Here is a 20,893-nt window from a genome sequence, read left to right as displayed (position 1 = left end):
TTGTCGGATCATATATGACATTTGTCATAGGGTTGACCTTACATTTATGACTTATAAGAAAGGCAGATTCATCCTATAGTAAAGGAAAGTGAAAGAAGAAGAAGCGAAAGCTGAGGAGGAAAATCATCACATGAATTCGTCTCGCATTGTCCAACTCAAGAAAGAAGTGGCTCCTCTTGAGCATACCAACCTGAAAACGAGTATCTTCCAGATTTTCAACACGATTTTGCCCTTTATGCTGCTATGGTATCTGGCCTATGCAAGTTTATCGATCTCTTACTGGCTGTCTGCGCCGCTTCTTGTACTGGCCTCAGCTTTTTTGGTGCGTACGTTCATTATATTTCACGATTGCTGTCACCAGTCTTTCTTCAAGAGCAAGCGGGCTAATGACATACTCGGCACACTTACGGGCGTGCTGACCATGGTTCCTTATCAGCAGTGGAAGCACACCCATACGATCCATCATGCGACCAGCAGCAACCTGGACAAACGAGGAACGGGAGACATGTGGCTTCTTACCGTCGAGGAATATCGGGAGGCATCATTTTGGCGCAAGCTGCAGTACCGCTTATATCGCAACCCGCTGGTCATGTTCGGACTGGGACCGATCGGCGTATTTCTCATTGAGTATCGATTCAATCGCAAAGGCGCTCGCCGTACAGAGCGAATCAATACGTATGTGACCAATGTGCTGATTGCAGCTTTGTATACTGGCATGTGTCTGCTAGTCGGCTGGGAAGCATTTCTGTTGATCCAGGGTCCGGTGTTTTTCATTTCGGGACTGCTGGGAATTTGGCTGTTTTATGTGCAGCATCAATTTGAAGACTCATATTTCGAGCACGACGAGGAATGGAGCTACGTGCAGGCTGCGGTAGAAGGCAGCTCTTACTACAAGCTGCCCAAGCTGCTGCAATGGCTGACGGGGAATATCGGTTTTCATCATGTGCATCATCTAAGTCCCAAGGTGCCGAATTATCACCTCGAGAAAGCGCACGACACGGTAAAGCCTCTTCAAAAAGCGACGACGATTACGCTCATGACAAGTCTCAAATCCCTTCGATTCAAGCTGTGGGATGAAGAAAACAAGAAATTCGTCACATTTAAAGAGGCGAAGATGGAGCCTCACACTTCAATCGATCAAGCTGACGATGCTCATGCACGGACAACGGGACTGAGACAAGTGGAACAGGCAATGAAACAGAGCGACAGCAGTCGCAAGCGACGTGGAAATTCAAGACCAAGCCTCCAAGGGAAATGAGGATATGGTAAAATAAAAGCATTGCAACACGAATCAGGATCGGACGCGTAACAGGAACGCCGGGGAAGGATGAACAGCATGCAAACTTGGAGTCAGAAACTGCGCAAGCATACGGGACTTAGCCCCTATGTGTGGGTTGTGTTCTATATCCTGCCGTTCTATTTTATCTTCCATTCCGCTTCCGCTATTACGATTGCCAGCGGCATCATCATGATCACGGCCTTTTTTGTCGCCTATGTGCTGTCATTTATATCGAAGGGATGGACGATCTATCTGTGGACGAGTGTGCAGATTGCCATCTCCACCGCCATGGGCTTACTGTTCGGGTACGTGTACTTCTCCCTGTTTCTGGCCTTCCTGATTGGAAACCTGAAAAACAAGACCGTATTTTTCACCCTTTATTTTATTCATCTTACAAGCACCGCCTTTACGATTAACTATGGCTTCGCGACAGATAATTCCGTGATCATTACACAGCTTCCCTTTGTTTTCCTTAGCCTGATCGCGGTCATCCTGCTTCCGGTAAGCACATATAATAAAAACAAGGAAGAGAAGCTGCAGGGTCAACTGGAAGACGCCAACAAGCGAATTTCCGAACTGGTCAAGCTGGAAGAACGGCAGCGTATTGCCAGAGACTTGCATGATACGCTGGGGCACAAGCTTTCCTTGATCGGGCTCAAAAGTGATCTGGCGGGCAAGCTGATCGACAAGAACGCCTCCCAGGCGCGTCAAGAGCTGGCAGATATACAGTGGACGGCTCGCACGGCACTGAAAGAAGTGCGGGAAATCGTGACCCAAATGCGAGGCGTCAAACTGGAGAATGCCTTGCAAAATGTAGAGCAGATGCTGAATGCAGCCAACATTGAATGGGAGATCGAAGGAGATCCCAGGCTGGAACATACTTCCCTGATTGCGGAAAATGTACTCAGCATGGCACTGAAAGAAGCGGTTACGAATGTCGTCAAGCACAGCAAAGCTACCACTTGCTCGATCATGATTCAGTCATCAAGCACCGAGCTTCTGCTCGAAGTGAAGGACAACGGAGTGGGCATTGCAGATCCAGTGGAGCAGTCCCGGGGCAACGGGCTTCGAGGGATGAAGGAACGATTGGAATTTGTGAATGGCAGCTTGGGAATCATCTCGGAAAAAGGGACTCGAATCCACATTCGGGTGCCCAACACAGTGAGGCAAGTGGGAGCGGAGGGTAAGCCATGATTCGCATTGTAATCGCAGAGGATCAGAAGATGCTGCTGGGAGCGCTGGCCGCCTTGATTGATCTGGAAGAGGATATGACGGTGGTCGCTCGGGCCAACAACGGGGAAGATGTCATGGAACTGGTTCACCAGCACCAGCCCGATATTTGTCTGATGGATATTGAAATGCCGGGGAGAACTGGACTGGATGTGGCAGAAGAGTTGAAAAGCATCGACTGCCGGGTGATCATTCTGACGACCTTCGCGCGGTCAGGATACTTTGAGCGGGCCGTCAAGGCAGGGGTGCATGGCTACTTGCTAAAGGACAGCCCGAGTGAGGAATTGGCCAGCTCGATACGGAAGGTGATGGCTGGTCAGCGGATCTATGCACCGGAACTGATCGATGAGGCCTACAGCCAGAGCAACCCGCTCACTGAACGGGAGAGTGAAGTGCTCGGGCTGATTGCGGACGGCAAAAACACAAAGGAAATCGCTAACGAACTGTTTTTAACCAATGGAACCGTCCGAAATTATATCTCCGTTATTCTGGACAAACTGGACGTTGGGAACCGCATTGAAGCCGTAAAACGGTACAGGGAAAAAGGCTGGTTTAAATAAATGCTCCGTTTCCAGGGGATGTTTCTTTCGTTTCGTAGCCGGTTCTCCGGTTTACAAACATAGAAAGAAATTATGCTCGAGGGAATGGGAGGAATGACCGGATGTATGTAGGGTTAATTGGCATTACCCTGGGATTGTTCTTTTTTTCGCTGTTTGATTTTATGAAAAAGCGAGCATACCGAAAAAGCTATGTCAGCCTTGCGATGTTCATGAAACTGGTAGTGGTCATGGTTATCGTAATGCTGAGTTTTGCTGTGCTCTATTATTTGATGTCGCTTAAAGGCGTCATTCTGGTGGAGAGTCTGTCTTCCCGTAAGCCTGTAGATCCCAGCTTCATGAACTTGCTGTATTTCAGTGGAGAAACCCTGCTGTCTGTCGGTTACGGAGATATGCTGCCTGTTGGCGCCACTCGATTTTTTGCCATGGTTGAGGCACTTATCGGCATGCTTCTGCCGGCAGCTACCTTTATGAAAGCCTTGCATGATACGTATTCAGGGACCTCCTCATCCAAGCAGGAACAAGGATAAAATAGAATCGGTCAGGAAAGTCAGAAAACGAGAAGGCGCGATCGGGAACGACAAGGCGCGATAGGCCACGATTGGAAAGGACGTAATGAACATCATGAGAAAATGGTTGTGGCTTGGATGCCTTTTGCTGCTGCTGACAGGCTGTCAGCAAACCCAGACAGGGATGGATGGCAATACCCAGCTTGTGACTCGGGTTGTGGACGGAGATACGATGAAGGTGATGGTCGATGGCAAGGAAGAGACCGTGCGTCTGCTGCTTGTCGATACCCCTGAATCGGTTCATCCGAACAAGCCGGTTCAGCCATTTGGACTGGAGGCTTCTGCCTATGCCAAAGATATGCTGGAGGGCAAGGAAGTCAGACTGGAACTGGATGTGTCTGAGCGGGACAAGTATGGCCGTCTGCTCGTCTATATGTGGCTGGATGAGCATCGGATGTTCAACGAGATGCTGCTGGAGCAGGGACTGGCCAGGGTTGCATATATCTATCCGCCCAATGTCAAGTATGTCGATCCGTTTCGGGCAATACAACGTGAGGCCCAGCGTAAGGAAGCAGGTATCTGGAGCCTGGAGAATTATGTATCGGAACAAGGCTTTGTAGAGGACGCAGACAAGAATGACCCCATCCCGAGCAAGAGCAACATCTCCTATCGCAGCTGCAAGGAGGCACGAAGTGCGGATGCAGCGCCATTGTATAAAGGGGATGCCGGATATGGCAAACATCTGGATCGGGACGGGGACGGCATCGCCTGTGAATAAATTGAAATATGCCACTTAGCTAAGGCATAAGAGGAGGAAGGGACCCGTTGTTAGCGGGCCCCTTCTTTTTTATGTTGCAGAAATGCTTTACCATATGCGCCATGCGGATGCAGGGAAGCATGCTCCACCTGTACGGTCACATGCTCAATGCCGTATTCAGCCTTCATTTTCTCCGTTACAGCCAGAATGACACAATAAGGCTGAATGTGTTCATGCACGAATAGATGGGCTGTCAGAGATTCATGATCGGTCGAGACGGACCACAGATGCAGTTCATGAACATCCTCTACCCCTTCAATCGCTCCCAGCGCAGCCCTGATTTGATCCAGGTCATACTTTTGGGGGACGGCTTCCATGAGGATCAGCCAGGCTTCCCGCGTGATGCGCGCGCCTCCAGTAAAAATGATGATCCCGATGCACAGGCTGACGAGCGGATCGAGCCATACCTGATCCGTTATATAGATCAGGATTGCGGAAATGATGACCCCGATTGAACTTAGTAGGTCTCCGATAAAATGCCACAATGCGCTGCGAACGTTCAGATTGTTCTCCTCCCGGATGCTGTGGCTGAGTACCAGGGTTAAGACCAGATTGACGACAAATCCGATACTGGAAATGATCAGCATTAGACGGAGATCAATCGCTTCGGGGAAGAAAAATCGGCGTATGCCTTCTACAAAAATACCGATGGAAATGATGCATAAAGTTAAACCATTGAGGAAGGATGCAATAATTTCAAAGCGCAGGAAACCGAAACTGAATCTCGCATTGGGGGGCCTGGCAGCCAAATAAATGGCGGTCATGCTTAATCCTAATGCAAATACATCGGAGACCATATGGGCCGAATCTGACAGCAAGGCCAACGAATGGGAAAGGATGCCTCCAACCATTTCGACCACAGTGAAGAATGCAGTGAGCACCAGCGTCATCCATAATGCCTTCTTTGAGCGGCTCTGCTGTTTTTCATGCCGAAGATGATGATAATCGTACATCTTCCTTATCCCCCTCCATGTACACGATTGTTATTTATCGTAATCAATATCGCACAACGGTACTGTAACTTGTGTCACAGGAAGAGGTTTCATGACAAGCGGCTTCATGCTTTCAGTCATGGAGGGGCTATGTTAAAATGAGGAAAGTAAAAGCACAAATGTCATGCATCGCTGTCTTTATCCTTTATACCGATGAAACGGAGGAAACCGTGTGACCATTAAAAAAGCGATCATTCCCGCAGCGGGACTAGGGACGCGCTTCCTGCCAGCTACCAAGGCGCAGCCGAAGGAAATGCTGCCCATTGTGGACAAGCCTACGATTCAATACATTATTGAAGAGGCAGTCGCATCTGGCATCGAAGATATCTTAATTGTCAGCGGTCGCGGAAAACGGGCGATCGAGGATCATTTTGACAAGTCGTTTGAGCTCGAGGAATCTCTCGAGAGAAAGGGCAAGCAGAAAGAACTGGAGATGATACAATCTATCTCTGAGCTGGCCAATATTCATTATATTCGTCAGAAGGAGCCTCTAGGACTCGGACATGCGGTGTGGTGTGCGCGCAAATTTATCGGAAATGACCCCTTCGCCGTTTTGCTTGGCGATGACATCGTACAGTCCAGACAACCCTGCCTGTCGCAGTTGATCCAGGTGTATGAGCAGGTTCAGACCTCTGTTGTCGGTGTACAGGTGGTGGAACCGGAAGAAGTATCGAAGTACGGCATCGTGGCGCCGAAGGATCTGTTGTCGAACGAATCGGTGCTGGAAGTGGAGAAGCTGGTGGAAAAGCCGTCTCCGGCTGAAGCGCCATCCCGGTTTGCCATCATGGGCCGTTATATACTGATGCCCGAAATCTTGAACATTCTCGAAAATCAGGCACCCGGAGCAGGTGGAGAAATTCAGCTGACCGATGCCATCAATGAACTCAATCAGCGGACCAGCGTCTATGCGTATGCGTTTGAAGGGAGCCGCTATGATGTAGGAAATAAATTCGGTTTTATTAAGGCCACCATCGACTTCGCCATGCAAAGAGCCGATCTCAGGGAAGACGTTCTTCAATACATAAAAACGATTGTAGATCATGAAGCGAACCAACTGGTATCGCCTCAAAGAGATCAATAAGAAAGGGTTGGAGTGTGGATGAGAAAAATCACGGTGATTGGAACAGGATACGTAGGACTCGTATCGGGAACCTGCTTTGCCGAGATTGGAAATCACGTGACCTGCTGCGATATCGACCAGACAAAAATCAATAAACTGAAACAAGGGATCATCCCGATTTACGAGCCTGGGCTGGAGGAAACGGTTGCCCGAAATGTGGCTGAGGAGCGCTTGTATTTTACGACCGATATCCCATCCGCTATCCGGGAAGCTGACATTATCTATATTGCAGTTGGGACGCCGATGTCCGTGACGGGTGCGGCTGATCTCCGTTATGTCACAGAAGTGGCCAAGACCATTGGCGAGAACTTGAACGCATACAAGGTGATCGTCAATAAGAGTACCGTACCTGTGGGGACGGGGAGACTGGTTCAGCGTGTGGTGCAGAGCTACCTGTCAGATACTACCCAAACGTTTGATGTGGTATCCAATCCGGAGTTTCTGCGTGAGGGATCCGCACTGCGCGATTGCATGAATATGGAACGTGCAGTAATTGGGGCTACCAGCGATAAAGCCGCTCAGTGGATTGCAGATTTGCATGCGCCATTCCAAACGGATATTTTGATCACTTCGCTGGAAAGTGCAGAAATGATCAAGTATGCCTCCAATACCTTCTTGGCGACCAAGATTTCCTTTATTAATGCCGTGGCGAACATTTGCGAGCGGGTAGGTGCGGATGTCACAGAAGTGGCCAAAGGAATGGGCATGGACAGCCGGATCGGTTCAAGGTTTTTGCAGGCTGGCATTGGGTATGGGGGGTCTTGTTTTCCAAAGGATACGCATGCGCTGGTCCATATTGCAGATTCGGTAGGCTATGATTTTCATCTGATGAAATCTGTCATCCGTACGAATGATGAGCAGCGTGAGGTTGTCGTGGAGAAGGTGAGACAGGTACTGGGTCCTTTGAAGGGAAGGCAGCTTTCTGTACTTGGACTGGCGTTCAAGCCGAATACAGATGATATGCGAGATGCGCCGTCTCTACAGATTATTCCGGCGTTGCTGCGCAAAGGGGCAAGGGTTAAAGCATTTGATCCGATAGCTTCCAAAGAGGCTGTGGTGCATTTCGGGGATAAAATCGAGTATTGCACCCGGTTGGAGGAGACGATTCAGGGTGCAGAGGCTATTTTGATCCTGACGGAGTGGGATGAGATCAAGCAACTTGATCTGGACAGGGTGAAGGAGCTGGTGCAAGCCCCTGTGATCATCGATGGTCGGAACTGTTTTTCACTTGAAGAAGCGAGAGCGCACGGATTTATCTATCATTCCATTGGAAGACCGGTGGTTGAGCAGGCTGAAGACAACTGACAGGAACCAGATGAGACACCTATTCAGGAAGAATCCTCGGAGAGCCAGTTTCCGGGGATTTTTGCATCAATAATCTTCCTGTGCCTCAGCAGCGCTGGCAGATGTGCCCTTTTCGACCTTGATCTCCAGACTTTTGTTCGTGTTATTTGCAATGACGCGCGCGATTTTTTTGTTATAAAGCTTTTGTTTAATGAATGCAATGGTGGCATACTTGCTTTGCTCTGATGGATGCTCGTCAAAATAAATCTTGCCCTGCTTGCCGTCCATTTTCTTAATCCGATTAAAATTGACGAGATTGGTTTTGTCCGTCAGTTCAAAGCCGCGGTGATAGAGATGCTCTTCCCAATCCGACAACGTTGAGATATGCCAGAATTGCTCGTTCTCCGTGTGGTAGAGAATGTTGCGGCGCTCAAGGCATATGTAAATGACGTCGTTCAGATCCAGCATGACCAGTTCAGTCGTGCCATTCTCTAACTCTTTCAATACAGGTATATGCATCATTCTCACTCCAAAGATTTATATACATTTATTTTAACGTGTTTTAGTAGAATCAATCAAGGATTTTCATCGAATTCCCTGCCAGTGTCAGAGAAGTTCACGTATTGATGCAAGGAATATTCAGATTTCCTCACCGAAATTAGAAGAACAGGTAAATCATCCCTCGATGCTCCAACATTCTGTGATACTAGAGCATTCTCATTGCTCTTCACCCAACGATCCTTCCGCCTTACTTCGTGTCCAGGCATCCCCGAGCACACTATACACCCACCATACTTTCCAATTATGAAAGCTCGTCATGCCAGTCTGCATAAATGTCCAAGTTCCCTCATAGACATGTATCAGTCTAGAACAATTTGGTGAAGAGGGGATGATGATATGCGTAAAATCACGGTGCTGCTGGCTCTTGTGATCTGCGCTTCCGTCTTTATGGCGGGTTGTGGTAGCAAATCGGCAAATGATGTAGTGGGTGACTTGCAAGGAATTTCAGAAGATTTGAACAGTTATTATGGAGCCGGTGTGATGACGCTCAATATGGGTGAGAATCCGCAGCGGTACGGGGTAGAGGTTTCCTATCAGGAACCGCATTATTATCGCATCGCCCTGACCAATATGGAAAAGGACATTACCCAAATTGTTCTCCGCAATGATGAAGGTGTCTATGTATTAACACCGCATTTGAAGAAAAGCTTCCGTTTCCAGAGCGACTGGCCGAGCAATCAAGGTCAGGTGTATCTGTTCCAGACTTTGGCAGCCAGCATACTGGAGGATGAACAGCGGCAGTTTGTGCTGGATAAAGAGAACAAATCCTATGTATTTGATGTGAATGCCAACTACCAGAATCATGCGTTGGTTCGACAAAAAATCTGGCTCGATCAGAAAAGCTATGCTCCGAAAAGAGTCGAGGTCGCCGATGCCAACAATCAGGTGCTTGTGGAAGTACAATTCGACCAATTTGAATTCAACAAGTCGTTCGAAGCCGATTCCTTTGACATGCAGCGCAATATGACCAGCTATCATCTGCAATCCATTCCGACGATGGCGACGGAAGGGGAAGGTGATGCGGGGGAGGCACCTGCTTCCTTCGGGGTACGGATGCCTGCCTATACTCCAGCGGGAGTGGTTCATGACGGGGTGCATGATATTGAATTTGGCAATGGTACGGCCGTCATGCTGCAATATAGCGGAGACTATCAATATACCATTGTAGAATCCCATCCAACGGACCATCCGGTAAGCAGTGAGCAAGGTGAGATCATCGACTTGGGCTATACGATCGGCATTTTGTCCGGTGACAGCTATAAAATGCTTACCTGGTACGATGAAGGCGTGGAGTTTCGTTTGTCTTCTGGCAACTTGCCGAAAGAGGAAATGATGAAGATCGCTCAATCTGTTCAAGGTCAGATGGGCAAGTAATCCTTTCATATCGCGGCAAAGATGCCGAGTTTCGAACAGCGTCAGGCTGAAAAATCACCTTGTTGCCAAGGTATGGTTCCGTCTGTGTTCCTGCATTGACAGCGCACGAGGTTCCCTTTAACATAGAGCTTATTGACAAAATTATCGGGAGGATATCGCATCCTGATTTTTAGAAGAAGGTGAATCTCGGTGGACTCGATTTTTCGGCCGACGCGAGTCGAAATCTCTTTGGATGCCCTTACACACAATGTCGCACAATTTCGCCGCCATCTTCCCCCAGATATGAAGCTGATGGGTGTGGTCAAGGCGAATGCGTACGGTCATGGAGCGGTTCCGATCGCGAGGGAACTGCAATCGCTTGGCGTGGATGCACTATGTGTGGCCATTTTGGATGAAGGACTTGAATTGCGCAAGCATGGGGTACATGTACCCATTATTGTCATGGGCTATACGCCTGCAGAAGGGCTGAGACTGGCAGCCGAACATGATATTGCGTTGTCTATGTATGACCCGGCTTTATTAAATGAAGCAGAAAACATCACCTTGCCCCGACCGCTGCGTGTCCATGTGAAGATCGATAGTGGAATGGGACGAATTGGACTGCATGAGAAGGAGCAGGCAATCCGCTTTATTGATCAGGCCTTATCCAATCCAGCCCTTGAGGTGGAAGGACTTTTTACGCATTATGCCAGTGCGGATGATCGGGACAAAACCGCCACACATGGGCAGCATGCCAGATTCAACGAGATTGTTAGCCATTATGCCAGGCAGGACATTCATTTTCCCTGGATTCACGCCGGAAACAGTGCAACGGCGATAGATACACCTGAGCTTTCCTTCAATGCTGTTCGGATCGGAGTCAGCTTGTATGGCATGTACCCATCGCAGGAAGTAGATCGAACGAACGTTCATCTGCTGCCGGTTATGACCTATAAATCCGGGGTGTCGATGGTGAAGGTATTGCCGAAAGGGAGCGGAATCAGCTACGGCTCAACCTATGTGACGCAAACAGATGAGCAAATTGTGACCATCCCAGTAGGGTATGGTGATGGCTATTCCAGAATGCTCTCCCATCAGGCGCACGTCTTGCTTCACGGTCAAAAAATACCGGTTGTCGGAAATATCTGTATGGATCAATGTATGGCCAATGCTTCCGGTCTCTCCCATATTCAAATGGGGGATGAAGTTGTGCTGTTCGGCTCTCAGCAGGATGCTTCCATTCCAGTTGAGGAAATTGCGGATCACCTGGGCACGATTAACTATGAAGTGACCTGCATGGTTTCCAACCGTGTACCGAGAGTATATATCCGGCAGGGGCAGATTGATCAAATTGTGAACCCGCTATTACATTAAATTCCTGCTAAAAATTATGGCAGAAAAAGAGGAATATTCGACGAGAAGGCGAATATATATGTCTAGGATATCAGAGAGTGATGGCGGTAGAGCGGATGATCGTATAGCATAATGGATATACGATGCACATATACTGCATTTGTATAAAACTGCATGCTTTACGTCATAATGGTAGTATGGGCGTGGAAATGTTTTGGGGGTGCGAATCGGTGACAAATGTGAACAACACCAAAAGGATTATGATTAGCTTGCCTGAGTATCTGCTTCAAGAAGTAGACGGAATTGTACGCAAGGAAAACTCCAACCGCAGTGAATTTATTCGACAAGCCATGAAGGTGTATTTACTGGAGCGCAAAAAAAGAGTGCTTCGTGAAACGATGCAAAGAGGCTATATGGAAATGGCCAAGATCAACCTGAATATGGCTTCAGAGGCTTTTTATGCGGAGGAAGAAGCGGATCTGACTCTTGACCGCTTAGTTAGCGGGGTGTGAGCGATTGATTGTAAAACGTGGTGATGTTTTTTTTGCTGATCTGTCACCCGTCGTAGGTTCTGAACAGGGAGGCGTGCGTCCGGTCCTGGTGATTCAGAATGATATCGGAAATCGATTCAGCCCGACGGTTATTGTTGCTGCCATTACGGCGCAAATCCAGAAAGCAAAGCTGCCCACTCATGTCGAGATTGATGCGAAAATGCACGGATTTGACCGGGACTCGGTCATCCTGCTGGAACAAATTCGAACAATCGACAAACAAAGGCTGACAGATAAAATTACGCATTTAGACGATGAGACCATGAAAAAAGTAGATGATGCCCTGCAAATTAGTATGGGTTTAATTGATTTTTAGTCATCATTCAGTAAATCGGATACAGGGCATACAGCATGAAAAAGGCTTCATCTGCAACGGCACGCTCAGATACACGGTGCGCCGCAGAATGGAAGTCTTTTTTTTCATCATCATACACAATCAGAATCAGGAGGAGCCGCAATGAACGCACCAACAAGTCAAAACCAGAGCGAGGCCGTTGAACAACCGGTCACAGTAGAAATGAATGAACAGCAGCGAAAGGGACAACAAACACGCATATGGAAGCAGATCGCCTCGGATGCCGGTGTCTCGGTCCAACAGGTCCGTACCGCTGTCCAGCTTCTCGATGAAGGAAATACGATTCCATTTATATCCCGTTATCGCAAAGAGATGACAGGCGAGCTGGATGAGACAGCGCTCAGAACCATTGAGGAAAGACTTCAGTATCTCAGAGGTCTGGAGGATCGCAAGCTGGAAGTCATGCGGCTTATCGCCGAGCAAGGCAAGCTGACCGATGAATTGAAGCAGCAGATCCTCGCGGCTGAGAAGCTTCAGCTCGTCGAGGATCTATATAGACCGTACCGCCAAAAGCGTAAAACAAGAGCGAGTGTGGCCAAGGAAAAAGGACTGGAACCCCTCGCCTTGTGGATACTGGAGCAGCACAGGCAGGCTGATCTGGAGGCAGAGGCAGCCAAGTATGTACAGAAGGACGGGGATGTGCCTGCCGTTCAGGATGCACTGGCAGGCGCATCTGATATTATTGCCGAACAGGTATCAGATGATGCAGAGATCCGTGCCTGGGTGCGTACTTACACCTATCAGAACGGTCAGCTGCATACCGAGGCGAGAGATGCGGAAGCTGAATCGGTATATGAAATGTATTACCAGTATCAAGAGCCTGTGCGAAAATTGCCGCCGCATCGCATTCTGGCCATTAACCGGGGAGAGCGTGAAGAAGTCCTAAAGGTCAGACTGGAAGTAGAGACAGACCGCATATACCAGCACATACAGAGAAGGCTGCTGAAAGGGCAATCACCCGTTCAATCATGGATCATAGCTGCGATAGAGGACGGATACAAGCGTCTGATTGCGCCATCTGTGGAACGGGAAGTGCGTGGGGAAATGACAGAAAAGGCGGAAGAACAGGCTATACAGATTTTCTCGGAAAATTTGAGAAGCTTGCTGCTTCAGCCACCTGTACATGGCAAGACCGTGCTGGGTGTGGACCCGGCTTACCGGACAGGCTGCAAGCTGGCTGTCGTGGACGGAACAGGCAAGATGCTGGACATTGCCGTTACCTATCCCACTCCGCCGCACAACAAGATATCAGAAGCAGAGACCATATTCACGGCACTGACTGAAAAACACGGGATTGATCTGATTGTGATCGGCAACGGGACGGCTTCTAGAGAGACTGAATTGTTCGTGGCGTCCTGGATACAGAAACGCAGTGACAAGAAATCGTTGCACTATCTGATTGTGAATGAAGCCGGCGCCAGTGTATACTCAGCCTCCAAACTGGCCCAACAGGAATTCCCTGAGCTGGACGTGGCAGAACGCAGTGCCATTTCTATTGCCAGAAGGATTCAGGACCCGCTCGCTGAGCTGGTGAAGATTGATCCGAAGTCGATTGGTGTCGGGCAATACCAGCATGACGTCTCTCAGAAGAAACTGGAGGAATCGTTGAAAGGCGTCGTAGAGTCGGCTGTTAACCATGTTGGTGTTGATGTGAATACGGCCTCTCCTTCCTTGCTGTCCTATGTATCCGGCATCAATGCCACGACGGCCAAAAATATTGTCAAACATCGGGAAGAGCATGGCAGGTTTTCAGGCAGAAACGGATTAAAGAAGGTACCGCGGCTTGGGGCGAAGACGTATGAGCAATGCATTGGCTTTATGCGCTTGCCAGGGGCAGACAACCCGCTGGACAACACGCCGATTCATCCGGAATCCTACCCGGTTGTAGATCGATTATTTGCCATGTTGCAGGTAAAGGTTAGCGATGTAGGCAGTGAAGCGCTCAAGCAAAAGCTGTCCAGCCTGTCACTCGAGCAAATGGCAGCGGAACTGGAAGTCGGCGTCCCGACCTTGCGGGATATTGTAGACAGCCTGATGCGTCCGGGCAGAGATCCTCGAGAGGAACTGGAAGCCCCGATCTTTCGAACCGACGTACTGAAGCTGGAGGATCTGAAGCCGGGTATGGAACTGAAAGGAACCGTGCGGAATGTGATTGATTTCGGTGCATTTGTAGACATCGGAGTGAAAAATGACGGTCTGGTCCACATTTCCGAGCTGAGCGACCGGTTCGTGAAGCATCCGATGGATGTCGTGGCCGTCGGAGATGTTGTCACCGTTTGGGTATTGGCAGTGGATGAGAAGAAGGGGCGAGTCAGCCTCACGATGAAGCAGCGGAATTAACCTACAGAAAAATGCTCCCGGTGATGGTTCCGAGAGCACGACGACGTGTGAAAGCCCGAGTTCATTCCATTAACCTTGAGGGGTAGCGTGATGATTTTCCACCTGTGAAACCTGTGAGGAAAGACGGTAGAAGAACCAGCAGTCATTCAAGAGCTTAATCTGCCTGAGGTTCTTCATCCGGTATGCATGCTCCAACTGCTTGCAAAGCCAATTCGGCATGATATGAGCTCCTTTCTATTGCAGCCTGCCTGCCGTGCACATGCCTGTCGCAGTATCCGGGTGCAATATCGTAAGGTACTCCTATCATACGTCACATGGGCAAAAGTTGTGCAGGTCCGATCCTGCTTTTTTGTGGAAAACGTCGATTATTGCTCGTTCTCTTCCTCATACCACTGTTCAAGCTGAGCCTGCAAGGCTCGAATTTCGGTCAGCAGGGAAATGAGTGGATAGGATTTCTCTTCGATGCGGGAGAATGCTTCCTCTAGCTGGTTGATATAGTCCAGACCAGAGATGAGCGGATAACGTGGATCATGCAGCTCCAGCGCATCGCACTCCGCAATCAGGGTTGGAAGGGTAGGTACGTTTTGGGCGGTCAGCTTGCTGACTTCCTTTTGCAACCTCACATTCAATGCACTTAACTGATACGCATGGGTAGCAGGCATTTGTACGAATTCGATGCCCGCTCCTATTTGAAAAATAACCGTTCTGAATGTTTGCATATTCGATTATGTACTCCTCTCTGACTGTCGCGCGTTTCTACTTGACAGTTTACCTGATGTGTCCGTCATAATTCAAGACAAAGGGGGGTAGAGGCTTGAACAATGAACAACTGCAAGCCTGGGTGGAGGACATTTCGCTGAAGTGGTTCGGCCTTCCCTTTCGCCACCGGGCTACCTTTAACCGCAGACTCACCGCTACAGGTGGGCGATACTTTACACACAGTCATCATATTGAAATTAGCTGGAAGCAGTATGAAGTGCACGGGGATGGGGAAGTGGAGAAAATCATCAAGCATGAGTTATGCCACTACCACTTGCATTTGCTCAAACGGGGCTACCGGCATCGTGATCCTGAATTCAAGGAATGGCTGCAGAAAGTGGGCGGTACGCGCTATTGCAGACCCGTCAAGCCGAGACAGCCCGCACCCATGCGGTATCAATACCAGTGCAAGGGATGCGGGACAAGCTTTTATCGGCGCCGCAAAGTCAATTTACTCAAGTATGTGTGCGGGGGCTGCAATGGGAAATTGAAGGAAATCCCCCTGGCTAAACTGCCAGAATCATGAAAGAGACGGATGCTTGACTCGGCACCCATTTCATGATACATTATTTCTTGTCCTTCCCTGATAGCTCAGTTGGTAGAGCACTCGGCTGTTAACCGAGTTGTCACAGGTTCGAGTCCTGTTCGGGGAGCCATTTCTTTTTTTACAGCTTAGACATACAGTTGGTTATTGGCTGGTTACGCATCGGATGTTCCGTTGCCAGGCTCAGTTGGAGAGGTACCCAAGAGGCCGAAGGGGGCGCTTTGCTAAAGCGTTAGGGTGTAACAGCCGCGAGGGTTCGAATCCCTCTCTCTCCGCCATAAGATTGTATGGTTTCAGCTGCGTGAAGCGGCTTTTTTCATGGGCAATTGCAGGCTTGAGAGCTGGAAAAAATAAAAGCTTGTCAAATGCAAATCAGCTTGCTATAATATCTCTTGTCGCTAAAAACGACATGAAGCAACCAAGGCCCCTTGGTCAAGCGGTTAAGACACCGCCCTTTCACGGCGGTAACACGGGTTCGAATCCCGTAGGGGTCACTTTAATCAAGAGCCATTAGCTCAGTTGGTAGAGCACCTGACTTTTAATCAGGGTGTCGAAGGTTCGAGTCCTTCATGGCTCACCAGTTTATATCTTCTGCATACAATATGCAGAGAAGGATATAAGCCAATTGCATATGTGCGGTCGTGGTGGAATGGCAGACACGCTATCTTGAGGGGGTAGTGGGTGTATACCCGTGGAGGTTCGAGTCCTCTCGACCGCATACAGACGAAAGTCCTTGCACAGCAAGGGCTTTTTGCTATTCATAGAGATCTGATATAGATGGGAACGTGCGTATTGTTTTCATTAATTGGGGACGAGGAGCAAATTTATCGGATTTTTCAACTGCATCTCGGCTAATCTATCGTGATGTGCGAATAAATGTCGGCTGTGGATTGATGTTTGGAGTGCCCTAGTCACTTCTGTATGGCTCTCATTGATGCTCTTGCTTCAATGAGAAGGGTTGCGCTGGAATTACTCAGATCATGGAATCTCACCTTTTTCAGAGCATGTCTCTTATCAATGTACTCCACCATTCAGAAGGATACGTGCGATAGAATGGTTTTTACTGATCCAGAATGAGATACATACTCTCGATCTTCGCCCTGCAACTTCTCAACATCTATATTTGCTTCTTTTCTAGTCCCCATTTTATCTTGTGAATCTCTAACTCTAGCAAGTACCAGGCTGGCATGTCGAAGGTGCGTTTCGAGTTTTTGACTTCGGCTACTTTTCGACTGCTTTGCTGTTCTCTGTGAGGGAGATGCTTTTCTTGACTCCGATCGTTTTACCCTTGAAACACACCTAGTCATTCAATCCCCAGTAGTTTGTCGCGTCTACAACCTCCAATCATCGCACCTAGTATAAAGAGTCTCCATCGTCTCGGTTCATGGTGATAGACAATCTGGAAAATGAGATGGAATTTCAAGTAAACGATATTACGATTGTTCGGATCATCGTGGCACCTGGTTCAACTGGCCAAGCAGCTCGGAGTCGGGTTCCGGCTGCTCCAGGTGCTGTCCCTCGAACTAGGGATCGTGGCCAGCATTGTTTAGGTGGCTCCAAGTGATCAAAAGCAGACGATACTTGTAGGTATCCTGATGGGTCTTGCCGCAAACTGTTTGTGGAGTGGCGCGAAGAATACGATTCAAAATAAGCCCCTACTCCATTTGCTTCGGCTGATGGAGTTTTTTTATTGCGAATGCTAGTTAATAGATTGTAGTATTAAAGAGATGATATTTTAAAAAGGGAGTAGTGAGAGTGATTATAGATTGGAGGAAAAGACCAACAATCCTTGAATATTGGCCAAATGATTCAGAGTTTATACTTGGTATAGACGAGTGTGGTACACCCGATATAAAGTACATTAAAAGATGTGTTAGGAAAGGCGTTGTTCCAGATGAAAACCACACTCAACTTACTTTAACGGGCATTGTACATACGCGAGAAACTCATACAGAGCTAATTGAATCGATGAATACGATAAAATACAAATATTGGAAAGAGGGGGTGTGTAGGTATGGGAACAGTTTAAAGAGAGTATGTTTTCATAATAAAGAAATCAGGAAAAGGAACTCTCCTTTTAATTTAGTTAATTATGATGAATTCTTCATGGAATTAATTGATGCGATAAAGCTTTCAAAAACAAGGATTATCTCATGCTCAGTTAATAAAGTGGAATTTTATAATAGATATAGAGATAACGAAACATATAAAACTTCGCCTATTCATCCTTATAAATTATCTCTTGAATTTGTTTTGGAAAGATTTTGCCATAGACTTAATGAACTTAACAAAAAGGGTTTTGTTTTATTGGAGTCACGAGGTTTTAAGGAGGATTATAGATTATTACAAGATATAAAGTATTTGTTAGACAACGGTAACTATCACAATCCTAAGAGTCATTTCGAAAACATATCAGGAATTTATTTTAACCCAAAATGGTCTTCAATCCACGATGATAAAAAGTCATACGTAATACTTGAATATGCAGATATTATTTCTTACTTCATTCACAAACAGGTTAAAGAAGGATGGGCTTCTAAAAACCAAATTTTTAATTTAATCGAGAATAAGTTTTATAGGTATCCCAATTACTATGGATGGGGTCTAAAGGTTTTTCCAAAAAAATAACCGCCACAGTATTGCACTGGGCGGACGATCGGGTCAAACCCGATCCCTCGCTAACTATTATACACTATTTTTAATTATTGTAAACACTTTATAAGAACAAATGTTCGATTTACGTAAAGGTTAACAGCAAATTTGAACCACGAAGAGGGTAGAACTCGACAGGGTGCAAGTGAATGGTAAGTGGTTTCAAATTGTTAAAATACTGGACCTGGAAGAATGAAAAATCCCCGCTCAGCTAATAGGCCAAGTGGGGTATAGATTTACTTGTTCAACTTATACAATGTATATTGATTCAATGACACACCCTCATGCTTGGCTTTTTCTGAAAGCTGCCTGTGAAGTGTTTTTGGAAGGCGCAGGACAAATTTCCCGCTGTACTCTTCATCTGCCATAGGTTCAGGAATATCATCGCATGAGCTAGCTTGGTTTCGATGTACCCCTTCATGGCATTTCGAGTCATCGTGTAGGCTTCCTCGATCGCTCTGATCTGGATGTTGTAGGGTAAATCCATGTAGTATTTTATACTTTTATTTTCTACATTTTAAAGATAAGGATAGAACTAGGGTAAGGAATGGGAGTTGTCACTCCACCTTGAACATAACGGATACATGCCAGATCGAACCAAAGGCTCTCATCATAGTTTAGGAAATGCTCAAGGTGAGGTGATCACCATACCGAGACAACATCCGGTCAAGGCGGTATACGTCAAAGACGTATTGGAAAGGATTGGGGACTCGTGTGAGTTCCTCCATCCATATTCCGTAGTATCATATAAAGTATCGAAATTCGACCAATGAACATAAAAAAAGTCCATCCATTTTTGGATGCGCTAAAAAAATCTTTTTCCTTCTGGCTTAATTCGATATTCCCCAGCAGGCATCGAGAGAGGAGAGCGTTCTGACTCAAGATAACCTCTTTTACCTAAATCTACTATGTATCGATTGTTGTACACACTTGCAAAGATAATCCATGTCACGATCATCCCAATCCCCACTGTAAAGATGCCAACAAGAATATCTGTGATAAGCATGATGATCATCCATTTGAGATCGCCCCGGAATATGGGCACAAATGGCCCGAAGAAAAACGTTGTCCAAGAGAAACCTTTTTTACAAATAATCTCGTGACCAGATTGATAATGTTTCAATATAACTCTCATGATTGATACCTCTATTTTAAAATGATCTCAGTTTCGGTCTCATCCGCAACTCGGTTGAAATCTTTATCGATTACATACTTGAGCAATAATCTCATGCTGGTGATGTCCTTGAAGTGACTGTTCTTTACAGGAAATACGACAATACCTTTCTTCACTACTTTACCATTAAATTCAGAAGTAACCCTTGAATCCGACATCAAAGTATCCTCAATCTGCTCCTTCGTATTCAAGACCATGTCAGATTGATCAACATACCAGGTAAGTTTTTCATCAGAAGTATTCTCTGCAGTAACGTCAAGGATAATCACGGGCTGTGTTTCTGCAGAAAAGCTATACTCTCTATAGGCTGGATCGAATGTTACTTTAGATACATTGAGTTTCATCGGCCCGCTTGTTACGTTTACATTTACGTTGAATGTTTTGAGGTCACTGGTTAAGTTTGCTGAAGTATCTTTTCCGACAATCGTAACGGTGCGGGTCGAAGCATCATATTTCACATCAGCTCCGAGCATTTCGGCAGCAGCACGAAGTGGGACGTATGTAGAGCCATCGATGATTTTCGTCTCAGCATTGGAAACCTTACCGTTGACGATCAGGGTCAGGCCGCTGCTTGCTGCAAACACTCCTGCAACAAAAACGGCCATAAGAGTGAAAATAGATAAAGCAGTAATGATAATTTTCTTCTTCAAAGCAAATCCCTCCCAATATTTATACCATGGAAGAGATTCGTCAAAGTTTTACAATTTCCTGCTTCTGTTTCCGGTATATTTGCTGGGGACGAATGGGGGACATTATTCCATGCTATAATAGCGATATGACAGGTAAACAAGGGAGTGATTCGATGTGTGCACCCGTGATTTATCGGGTAGAGGAGATGACTGCTCATCTGGAAGGTTTGTCTGACTTGCTCATTCAGACGGTAGCGAATGGGGCCTCTATCGGATTTCTCCATCCACTGGCCGAATCTGCGGCTCAACAGTATTGGAGAGAGGTGCAAAATGAAGCACCTATCTTCTTAGTAGCTTATATGGAGCAGCAGTTAGCAGGAACCGTGCAAGTACAGCTTTGCATGAAGGAAAATGGCAGACACCGCGCTGAAATAGCCAAGCTGATGACACATCCTGTGTATCGCAGAAAAGGGATTGGTCAATTGCTTATGCAACATGCCGAGCAGCTTGCGCGTGAGCATCATCGTTCATTGCTCGTTCTGGATACGAGAGAAGGCGATCCATCTAACACCCTATACAAAAAGATGGGTTATGTGGAAGCGGGGAAAATTCCGGATTTTGCTCTGTCGAGTAGCGGTCAGCTGGATGCAACCGTCATTTACTATAAACTCATATAGGTGGAAACAAATAGGCCTGTCACGGGAGTGTGTCTGAACTGCTCCCCGTCAAGTAGACAGATAAAATAATAAAACTGTATTCATTGGGCTCCGTCAATCACGGAGTCCATTTTATGCTGCATTTGCGAGCATTTGGCGGTACGTCATCGGAGACATT

The 20,893-nt window shown here is 47.2% G+C and carries 23 protein-coding genes and 5 tRNA genes; 21 read left to right on the top strand and 7 right to left on the bottom strand.

Going from position 1 to position 20,893, the window contains the following annotated elements; translation table 11 throughout:
- Positions 1 to 130: 130 nt before the first annotated feature.
- From ACFSUC_RS04200 to ACFSUC_RS04180, 5 genes are all read left to right on the top strand, one after another.
- A complete protein-coding gene (locus tag ACFSUC_RS04200; protein ID WP_379928237.1) occupies positions 131 to 1,258 on the top strand; it encodes a fatty acid desaturase in 1,128 nt (375 codons plus the stop codon).
- Between the two features lie 78 nt (positions 1,259 to 1,336).
- A complete protein-coding gene (locus ACFSUC_RS04195) occupies positions 1,337 to 2,473 on the top strand; it encodes a histidine kinase (RefSeq protein WP_379928236.1) in 1,137 nt (378 codons plus the stop codon).
- Positions 2,470 to 3,069, top strand: a complete 600-nt coding sequence (locus ACFSUC_RS04190; protein WP_379928235.1) for a response regulator — start codon at positions 2,470 to 2,472, stop codon at positions 3,067 to 3,069. The genes ACFSUC_RS04195 and ACFSUC_RS04190 overlap by 4 nt, the downstream gene beginning before the upstream one ends.
- A 101-nt stretch (positions 3,070 to 3,170) precedes the next feature.
- On the top strand, positions 3,171 to 3,596 hold the full coding sequence (locus ACFSUC_RS04185; protein WP_379928234.1) for an ion channel: 426 nt from the start codon (positions 3,171 to 3,173) through the stop codon (positions 3,594 to 3,596).
- Between the two features lie 94 nt (positions 3,597 to 3,690).
- The gene (locus ACFSUC_RS04180; protein ID WP_379928233.1) at positions 3,691 to 4,353 is read left to right on the top strand and encodes a thermonuclease family protein; all 663 of its coding nucleotides are present in this window, start codon (positions 3,691 to 3,693) and stop codon (positions 4,351 to 4,353) included.
- Between the two features lie 50 nt (positions 4,354 to 4,403).
- On the opposite strand, the gene ACFSUC_RS04175 is transcribed toward ACFSUC_RS04180, so the two are convergent.
- Positions 4,404 to 5,345: a cation diffusion facilitator family transporter gene (locus tag ACFSUC_RS04175; RefSeq protein ID WP_379928232.1), complete on the bottom strand. Its 942-nt coding sequence runs from the start codon at positions 5,343 to 5,345 to the stop codon at positions 4,404 to 4,406.
- A gap of 211 nt (positions 5,346 to 5,556) precedes the next feature.
- On the opposite strand from ACFSUC_RS04175, the gene galU reads away from it, so the two are divergent.
- Together galU and tuaD are read left to right on the top strand one after the other, a co-directional pair.
- Positions 5,557 to 6,465, top strand: coding sequence for a UTP--glucose-1-phosphate uridylyltransferase GalU (gene galU, locus ACFSUC_RS04170; protein WP_379928231.1), 909 nt, complete (start codon positions 5,557 to 5,559; stop codon positions 6,463 to 6,465).
- Positions 6,466 to 6,483: 18 nt separating this feature from the next.
- Entirely contained in the window at positions 6,484 to 7,809 is a 1,326-nt protein-coding gene (gene tuaD, locus ACFSUC_RS04165) for a UDP-glucose 6-dehydrogenase TuaD (RefSeq protein ID WP_379928230.1), read from the top strand.
- Between the two features lie 66 nt (positions 7,810 to 7,875).
- On the opposite strand, the gene ACFSUC_RS04160 is transcribed toward tuaD, so the two are convergent.
- Positions 7,876 to 8,307, bottom strand: a complete 432-nt coding sequence (locus ACFSUC_RS04160; RefSeq protein WP_379928229.1) for a LytTR family transcriptional regulator DNA-binding domain-containing protein — start codon at positions 8,305 to 8,307, stop codon at positions 7,876 to 7,878.
- A 378-nt stretch (positions 8,308 to 8,685) separates the two neighbouring features.
- Here ACFSUC_RS04160 and ACFSUC_RS04155 point away from each other — a divergent pair, with 378 nt between their 5' ends.
- From ACFSUC_RS04155 to ACFSUC_RS04135, 5 genes are all read left to right on the top strand, one after another.
- On the top strand, positions 8,686 to 9,723 hold the full coding sequence (locus tag ACFSUC_RS04155) for a DUF4367 domain-containing protein (protein ID WP_379928228.1): 1,038 nt from the start codon (positions 8,686 to 8,688) through the stop codon (positions 9,721 to 9,723).
- A gap of 189 nt (positions 9,724 to 9,912) precedes the next feature.
- Positions 9,913 to 11,076 carry an alanine racemase gene (alr, locus tag ACFSUC_RS04150; protein ID WP_379928227.1) on the top strand — a complete coding sequence of 388 codons (1,164 nt, stop codon included), beginning with the start codon at positions 9,913 to 9,915 and terminating at the stop codon, positions 11,074 to 11,076.
- Positions 11,077 to 11,285: 209 nt separating this feature from the next.
- On the top strand, positions 11,286 to 11,567 hold the full coding sequence (locus tag ACFSUC_RS04145; RefSeq protein ID WP_379928226.1) for a CopG family ribbon-helix-helix protein: 282 nt from the start codon (positions 11,286 to 11,288) through the stop codon (positions 11,565 to 11,567).
- Positions 11,568 to 11,571: 4 nt separating this feature from the next.
- Positions 11,572 to 11,922, top strand: coding sequence for a type II toxin-antitoxin system PemK/MazF family toxin (locus ACFSUC_RS04140; protein ID WP_379928225.1), 351 nt, complete (start codon positions 11,572 to 11,574; stop codon positions 11,920 to 11,922).
- A 141-nt stretch (positions 11,923 to 12,063) separates the two neighbouring features.
- A complete protein-coding gene (locus tag ACFSUC_RS04135) occupies positions 12,064 to 14,301 on the top strand; it encodes a Tex family protein (protein WP_379928224.1) in 2,238 nt (745 codons plus the stop codon).
- A 69-nt stretch (positions 14,302 to 14,370) separates the two neighbouring features.
- Here the strand turns inward: ACFSUC_RS04135 and cmpA are convergent, their stop codons facing one another.
- Positions 14,371 to 14,520 (bottom strand): cortex morphogenetic protein CmpA, encoded by a 150-nt coding sequence (gene cmpA / locus ACFSUC_RS04130; RefSeq protein ID WP_379928223.1) that lies wholly within the window; start codon positions 14,518 to 14,520, stop codon positions 14,371 to 14,373.
- A 146-nt stretch (positions 14,521 to 14,666) separates the two neighbouring features.
- Positions 14,667 to 15,020, bottom strand: a complete 354-nt coding sequence (locus ACFSUC_RS04125; protein WP_379928222.1) for a hydrolase/acyltransferase — start codon at positions 15,018 to 15,020, stop codon at positions 14,667 to 14,669.
- A 95-nt stretch (positions 15,021 to 15,115) separates the two neighbouring features.
- On the opposite strand from ACFSUC_RS04125, the gene ACFSUC_RS04120 reads away from it, so the two are divergent.
- From ACFSUC_RS04120 to ACFSUC_RS04090, 7 genes are all read left to right on the top strand, one after another.
- Positions 15,116 to 15,586 carry a SprT family protein gene (locus tag ACFSUC_RS04120; RefSeq protein ID WP_379928221.1) on the top strand — a complete coding sequence of 157 codons (471 nt, stop codon included), beginning with the start codon at positions 15,116 to 15,118 and terminating at the stop codon, positions 15,584 to 15,586.
- Between the two features lie 54 nt (positions 15,587 to 15,640).
- A tRNA-Asn gene (locus ACFSUC_RS04115) sits at positions 15,641 to 15,716 on the top strand.
- Between the two features lie 77 nt (positions 15,717 to 15,793).
- Positions 15,794 to 15,882, top strand: a tRNA-Ser gene (locus ACFSUC_RS04110).
- Between the two features lie 144 nt (positions 15,883 to 16,026).
- Positions 16,027 to 16,098 (top strand) — tRNA-Glu (locus ACFSUC_RS04105).
- A 10-nt stretch (positions 16,099 to 16,108) separates the two neighbouring features.
- Positions 16,109 to 16,184 (top strand) — tRNA-Lys (locus ACFSUC_RS04100).
- 55 nt (positions 16,185 to 16,239) lie between these two features.
- Positions 16,240 to 16,322 (top strand) — tRNA-Leu (locus ACFSUC_RS04095).
- A gap of 1,037 nt (positions 16,323 to 17,359) precedes the next feature.
- Positions 17,360 to 18,232, top strand: a complete 873-nt coding sequence (locus ACFSUC_RS04090; RefSeq protein WP_379928220.1) for a DUF3800 domain-containing protein — start codon at positions 17,360 to 17,362, stop codon at positions 18,230 to 18,232.
- Between the two features lie 260 nt (positions 18,233 to 18,492).
- On the opposite strand, the gene ACFSUC_RS04085 is transcribed toward ACFSUC_RS04090, so the two are convergent.
- The gene (locus ACFSUC_RS04085) at positions 18,493 to 18,624 is read right to left on the bottom strand and encodes a toxin-antitoxin system HicB family antitoxin (protein ID WP_379928219.1); all 132 of its coding nucleotides are present in this window, start codon (positions 18,622 to 18,624) and stop codon (positions 18,493 to 18,495) included.
- A gap of 186 nt (positions 18,625 to 18,810) precedes the next feature.
- Between ACFSUC_RS04085 and ACFSUC_RS04080 the strand changes: the two genes are divergently transcribed.
- Entirely contained in the window at positions 18,811 to 19,029 is a 219-nt protein-coding gene (locus ACFSUC_RS04080; RefSeq protein ID WP_379928218.1) for a type II toxin-antitoxin system HicA family toxin, read from the top strand.
- 32 nt (positions 19,030 to 19,061) lie between these two features.
- Here ACFSUC_RS04080 and ACFSUC_RS04075 read toward each other — a convergent pair whose 3' ends face one another.
- Complete coding sequence (locus ACFSUC_RS04075) at positions 19,062 to 19,391, bottom strand: DUF2628 domain-containing protein (protein WP_379928217.1); 330 nt, start codon at positions 19,389 to 19,391, stop codon at positions 19,062 to 19,064.
- Between the two features lie 11 nt (positions 19,392 to 19,402).
- The gene (locus ACFSUC_RS04070) at positions 19,403 to 20,080 is read right to left on the bottom strand and encodes a stalk domain-containing protein (protein WP_379928216.1); all 678 of its coding nucleotides are present in this window, start codon (positions 20,078 to 20,080) and stop codon (positions 19,403 to 19,405) included.
- Between the two features lie 152 nt (positions 20,081 to 20,232).
- Here ACFSUC_RS04070 and ACFSUC_RS04065 point away from each other — a divergent pair, with 152 nt between their 5' ends.
- On the top strand, positions 20,233 to 20,736 hold the full coding sequence (locus tag ACFSUC_RS04065; RefSeq protein ID WP_379928215.1) for a GNAT family N-acetyltransferase: 504 nt from the start codon (positions 20,233 to 20,235) through the stop codon (positions 20,734 to 20,736).
- Positions 20,737 to 20,893: the final 157 nt, after the last annotated feature.

Origin of the sequence: Marinicrinis sediminis, assembly GCF_042685085.1 — a bacterium.
Lineage (GTDB): Bacteria > Bacillota > Bacilli > Paenibacillales > KCTC-33676 > Marinicrinis > Marinicrinis sediminis.
This window is presented reverse-complemented; position numbering and strand designations above follow the sequence as displayed.

Excerpts from the sequence above, each read along its gene's own strand:
- ACFSUC_RS04200 (WP_379928237.1), top strand. The coding sequence starts at position 131 with ATGAATTCGTCTCGCATTGTCCAACTCAAGAAAGAAGTGGCTCCTCTT.
- ACFSUC_RS04195 (WP_379928236.1), top strand. The coding sequence starts at position 1,337 with ATGCAAACTTGGAGTCAGAAACTGCGCAAGCATACGGGACTTAGCCCC.
- ACFSUC_RS04190 (WP_379928235.1), top strand. The coding sequence starts at position 2,470 with ATGATTCGCATTGTAATCGCAGAGGATCAGAAGATGCTGCTGGGAGCG.
- ACFSUC_RS04185 (WP_379928234.1), top strand. The coding sequence starts at position 3,171 with ATGTATGTAGGGTTAATTGGCATTACCCTGGGATTGTTCTTTTTTTCG.
- ACFSUC_RS04180 (WP_379928233.1), top strand. The coding sequence starts at position 3,691 with ATGAGAAAATGGTTGTGGCTTGGATGCCTTTTGCTGCTGCTGACAGGC.
- ACFSUC_RS04175 (WP_379928232.1), bottom strand. The coding sequence starts at position 5,345 with ATGTACGATTATCATCATCTTCGGCATGAAAAACAGCAGAGCCGCTCA.
- tuaD (WP_379928230.1), top strand. The coding sequence starts at position 6,484 with ATGAGAAAAATCACGGTGATTGGAACAGGATACGTAGGACTCGTATCG.
- ACFSUC_RS04160 (WP_379928229.1), bottom strand. The coding sequence starts at position 8,307 with ATGCATATACCTGTATTGAAAGAGTTAGAGAATGGCACGACTGAACTG.
- ACFSUC_RS04155 (WP_379928228.1), top strand. The coding sequence starts at position 8,686 with ATGCGTAAAATCACGGTGCTGCTGGCTCTTGTGATCTGCGCTTCCGTC.
- ACFSUC_RS04135 (WP_379928224.1), top strand. The coding sequence starts at position 12,064 with ATGAACGCACCAACAAGTCAAAACCAGAGCGAGGCCGTTGAACAACCG.
- cmpA (WP_379928223.1), bottom strand. The coding sequence starts at position 14,520 with ATGCCGAATTGGCTTTGCAAGCAGTTGGAGCATGCATACCGGATGAAG.
- ACFSUC_RS04125 (WP_379928222.1), bottom strand. The coding sequence starts at position 15,020 with ATGCAAACATTCAGAACGGTTATTTTTCAAATAGGAGCGGGCATCGAA.
- ACFSUC_RS04085 (WP_379928219.1), bottom strand. The coding sequence starts at position 18,624 with ATGGCAGATGAAGAGTACAGCGGGAAATTTGTCCTGCGCCTTCCAAAA.
- ACFSUC_RS04075 (WP_379928217.1), bottom strand. The coding sequence starts at position 19,391 with ATGAGAGTTATATTGAAACATTATCAATCTGGTCACGAGATTATTTGT.
- ACFSUC_RS04065 (WP_379928215.1), top strand. The coding sequence starts at position 20,233 with ATGTGTGCACCCGTGATTTATCGGGTAGAGGAGATGACTGCTCATCTG.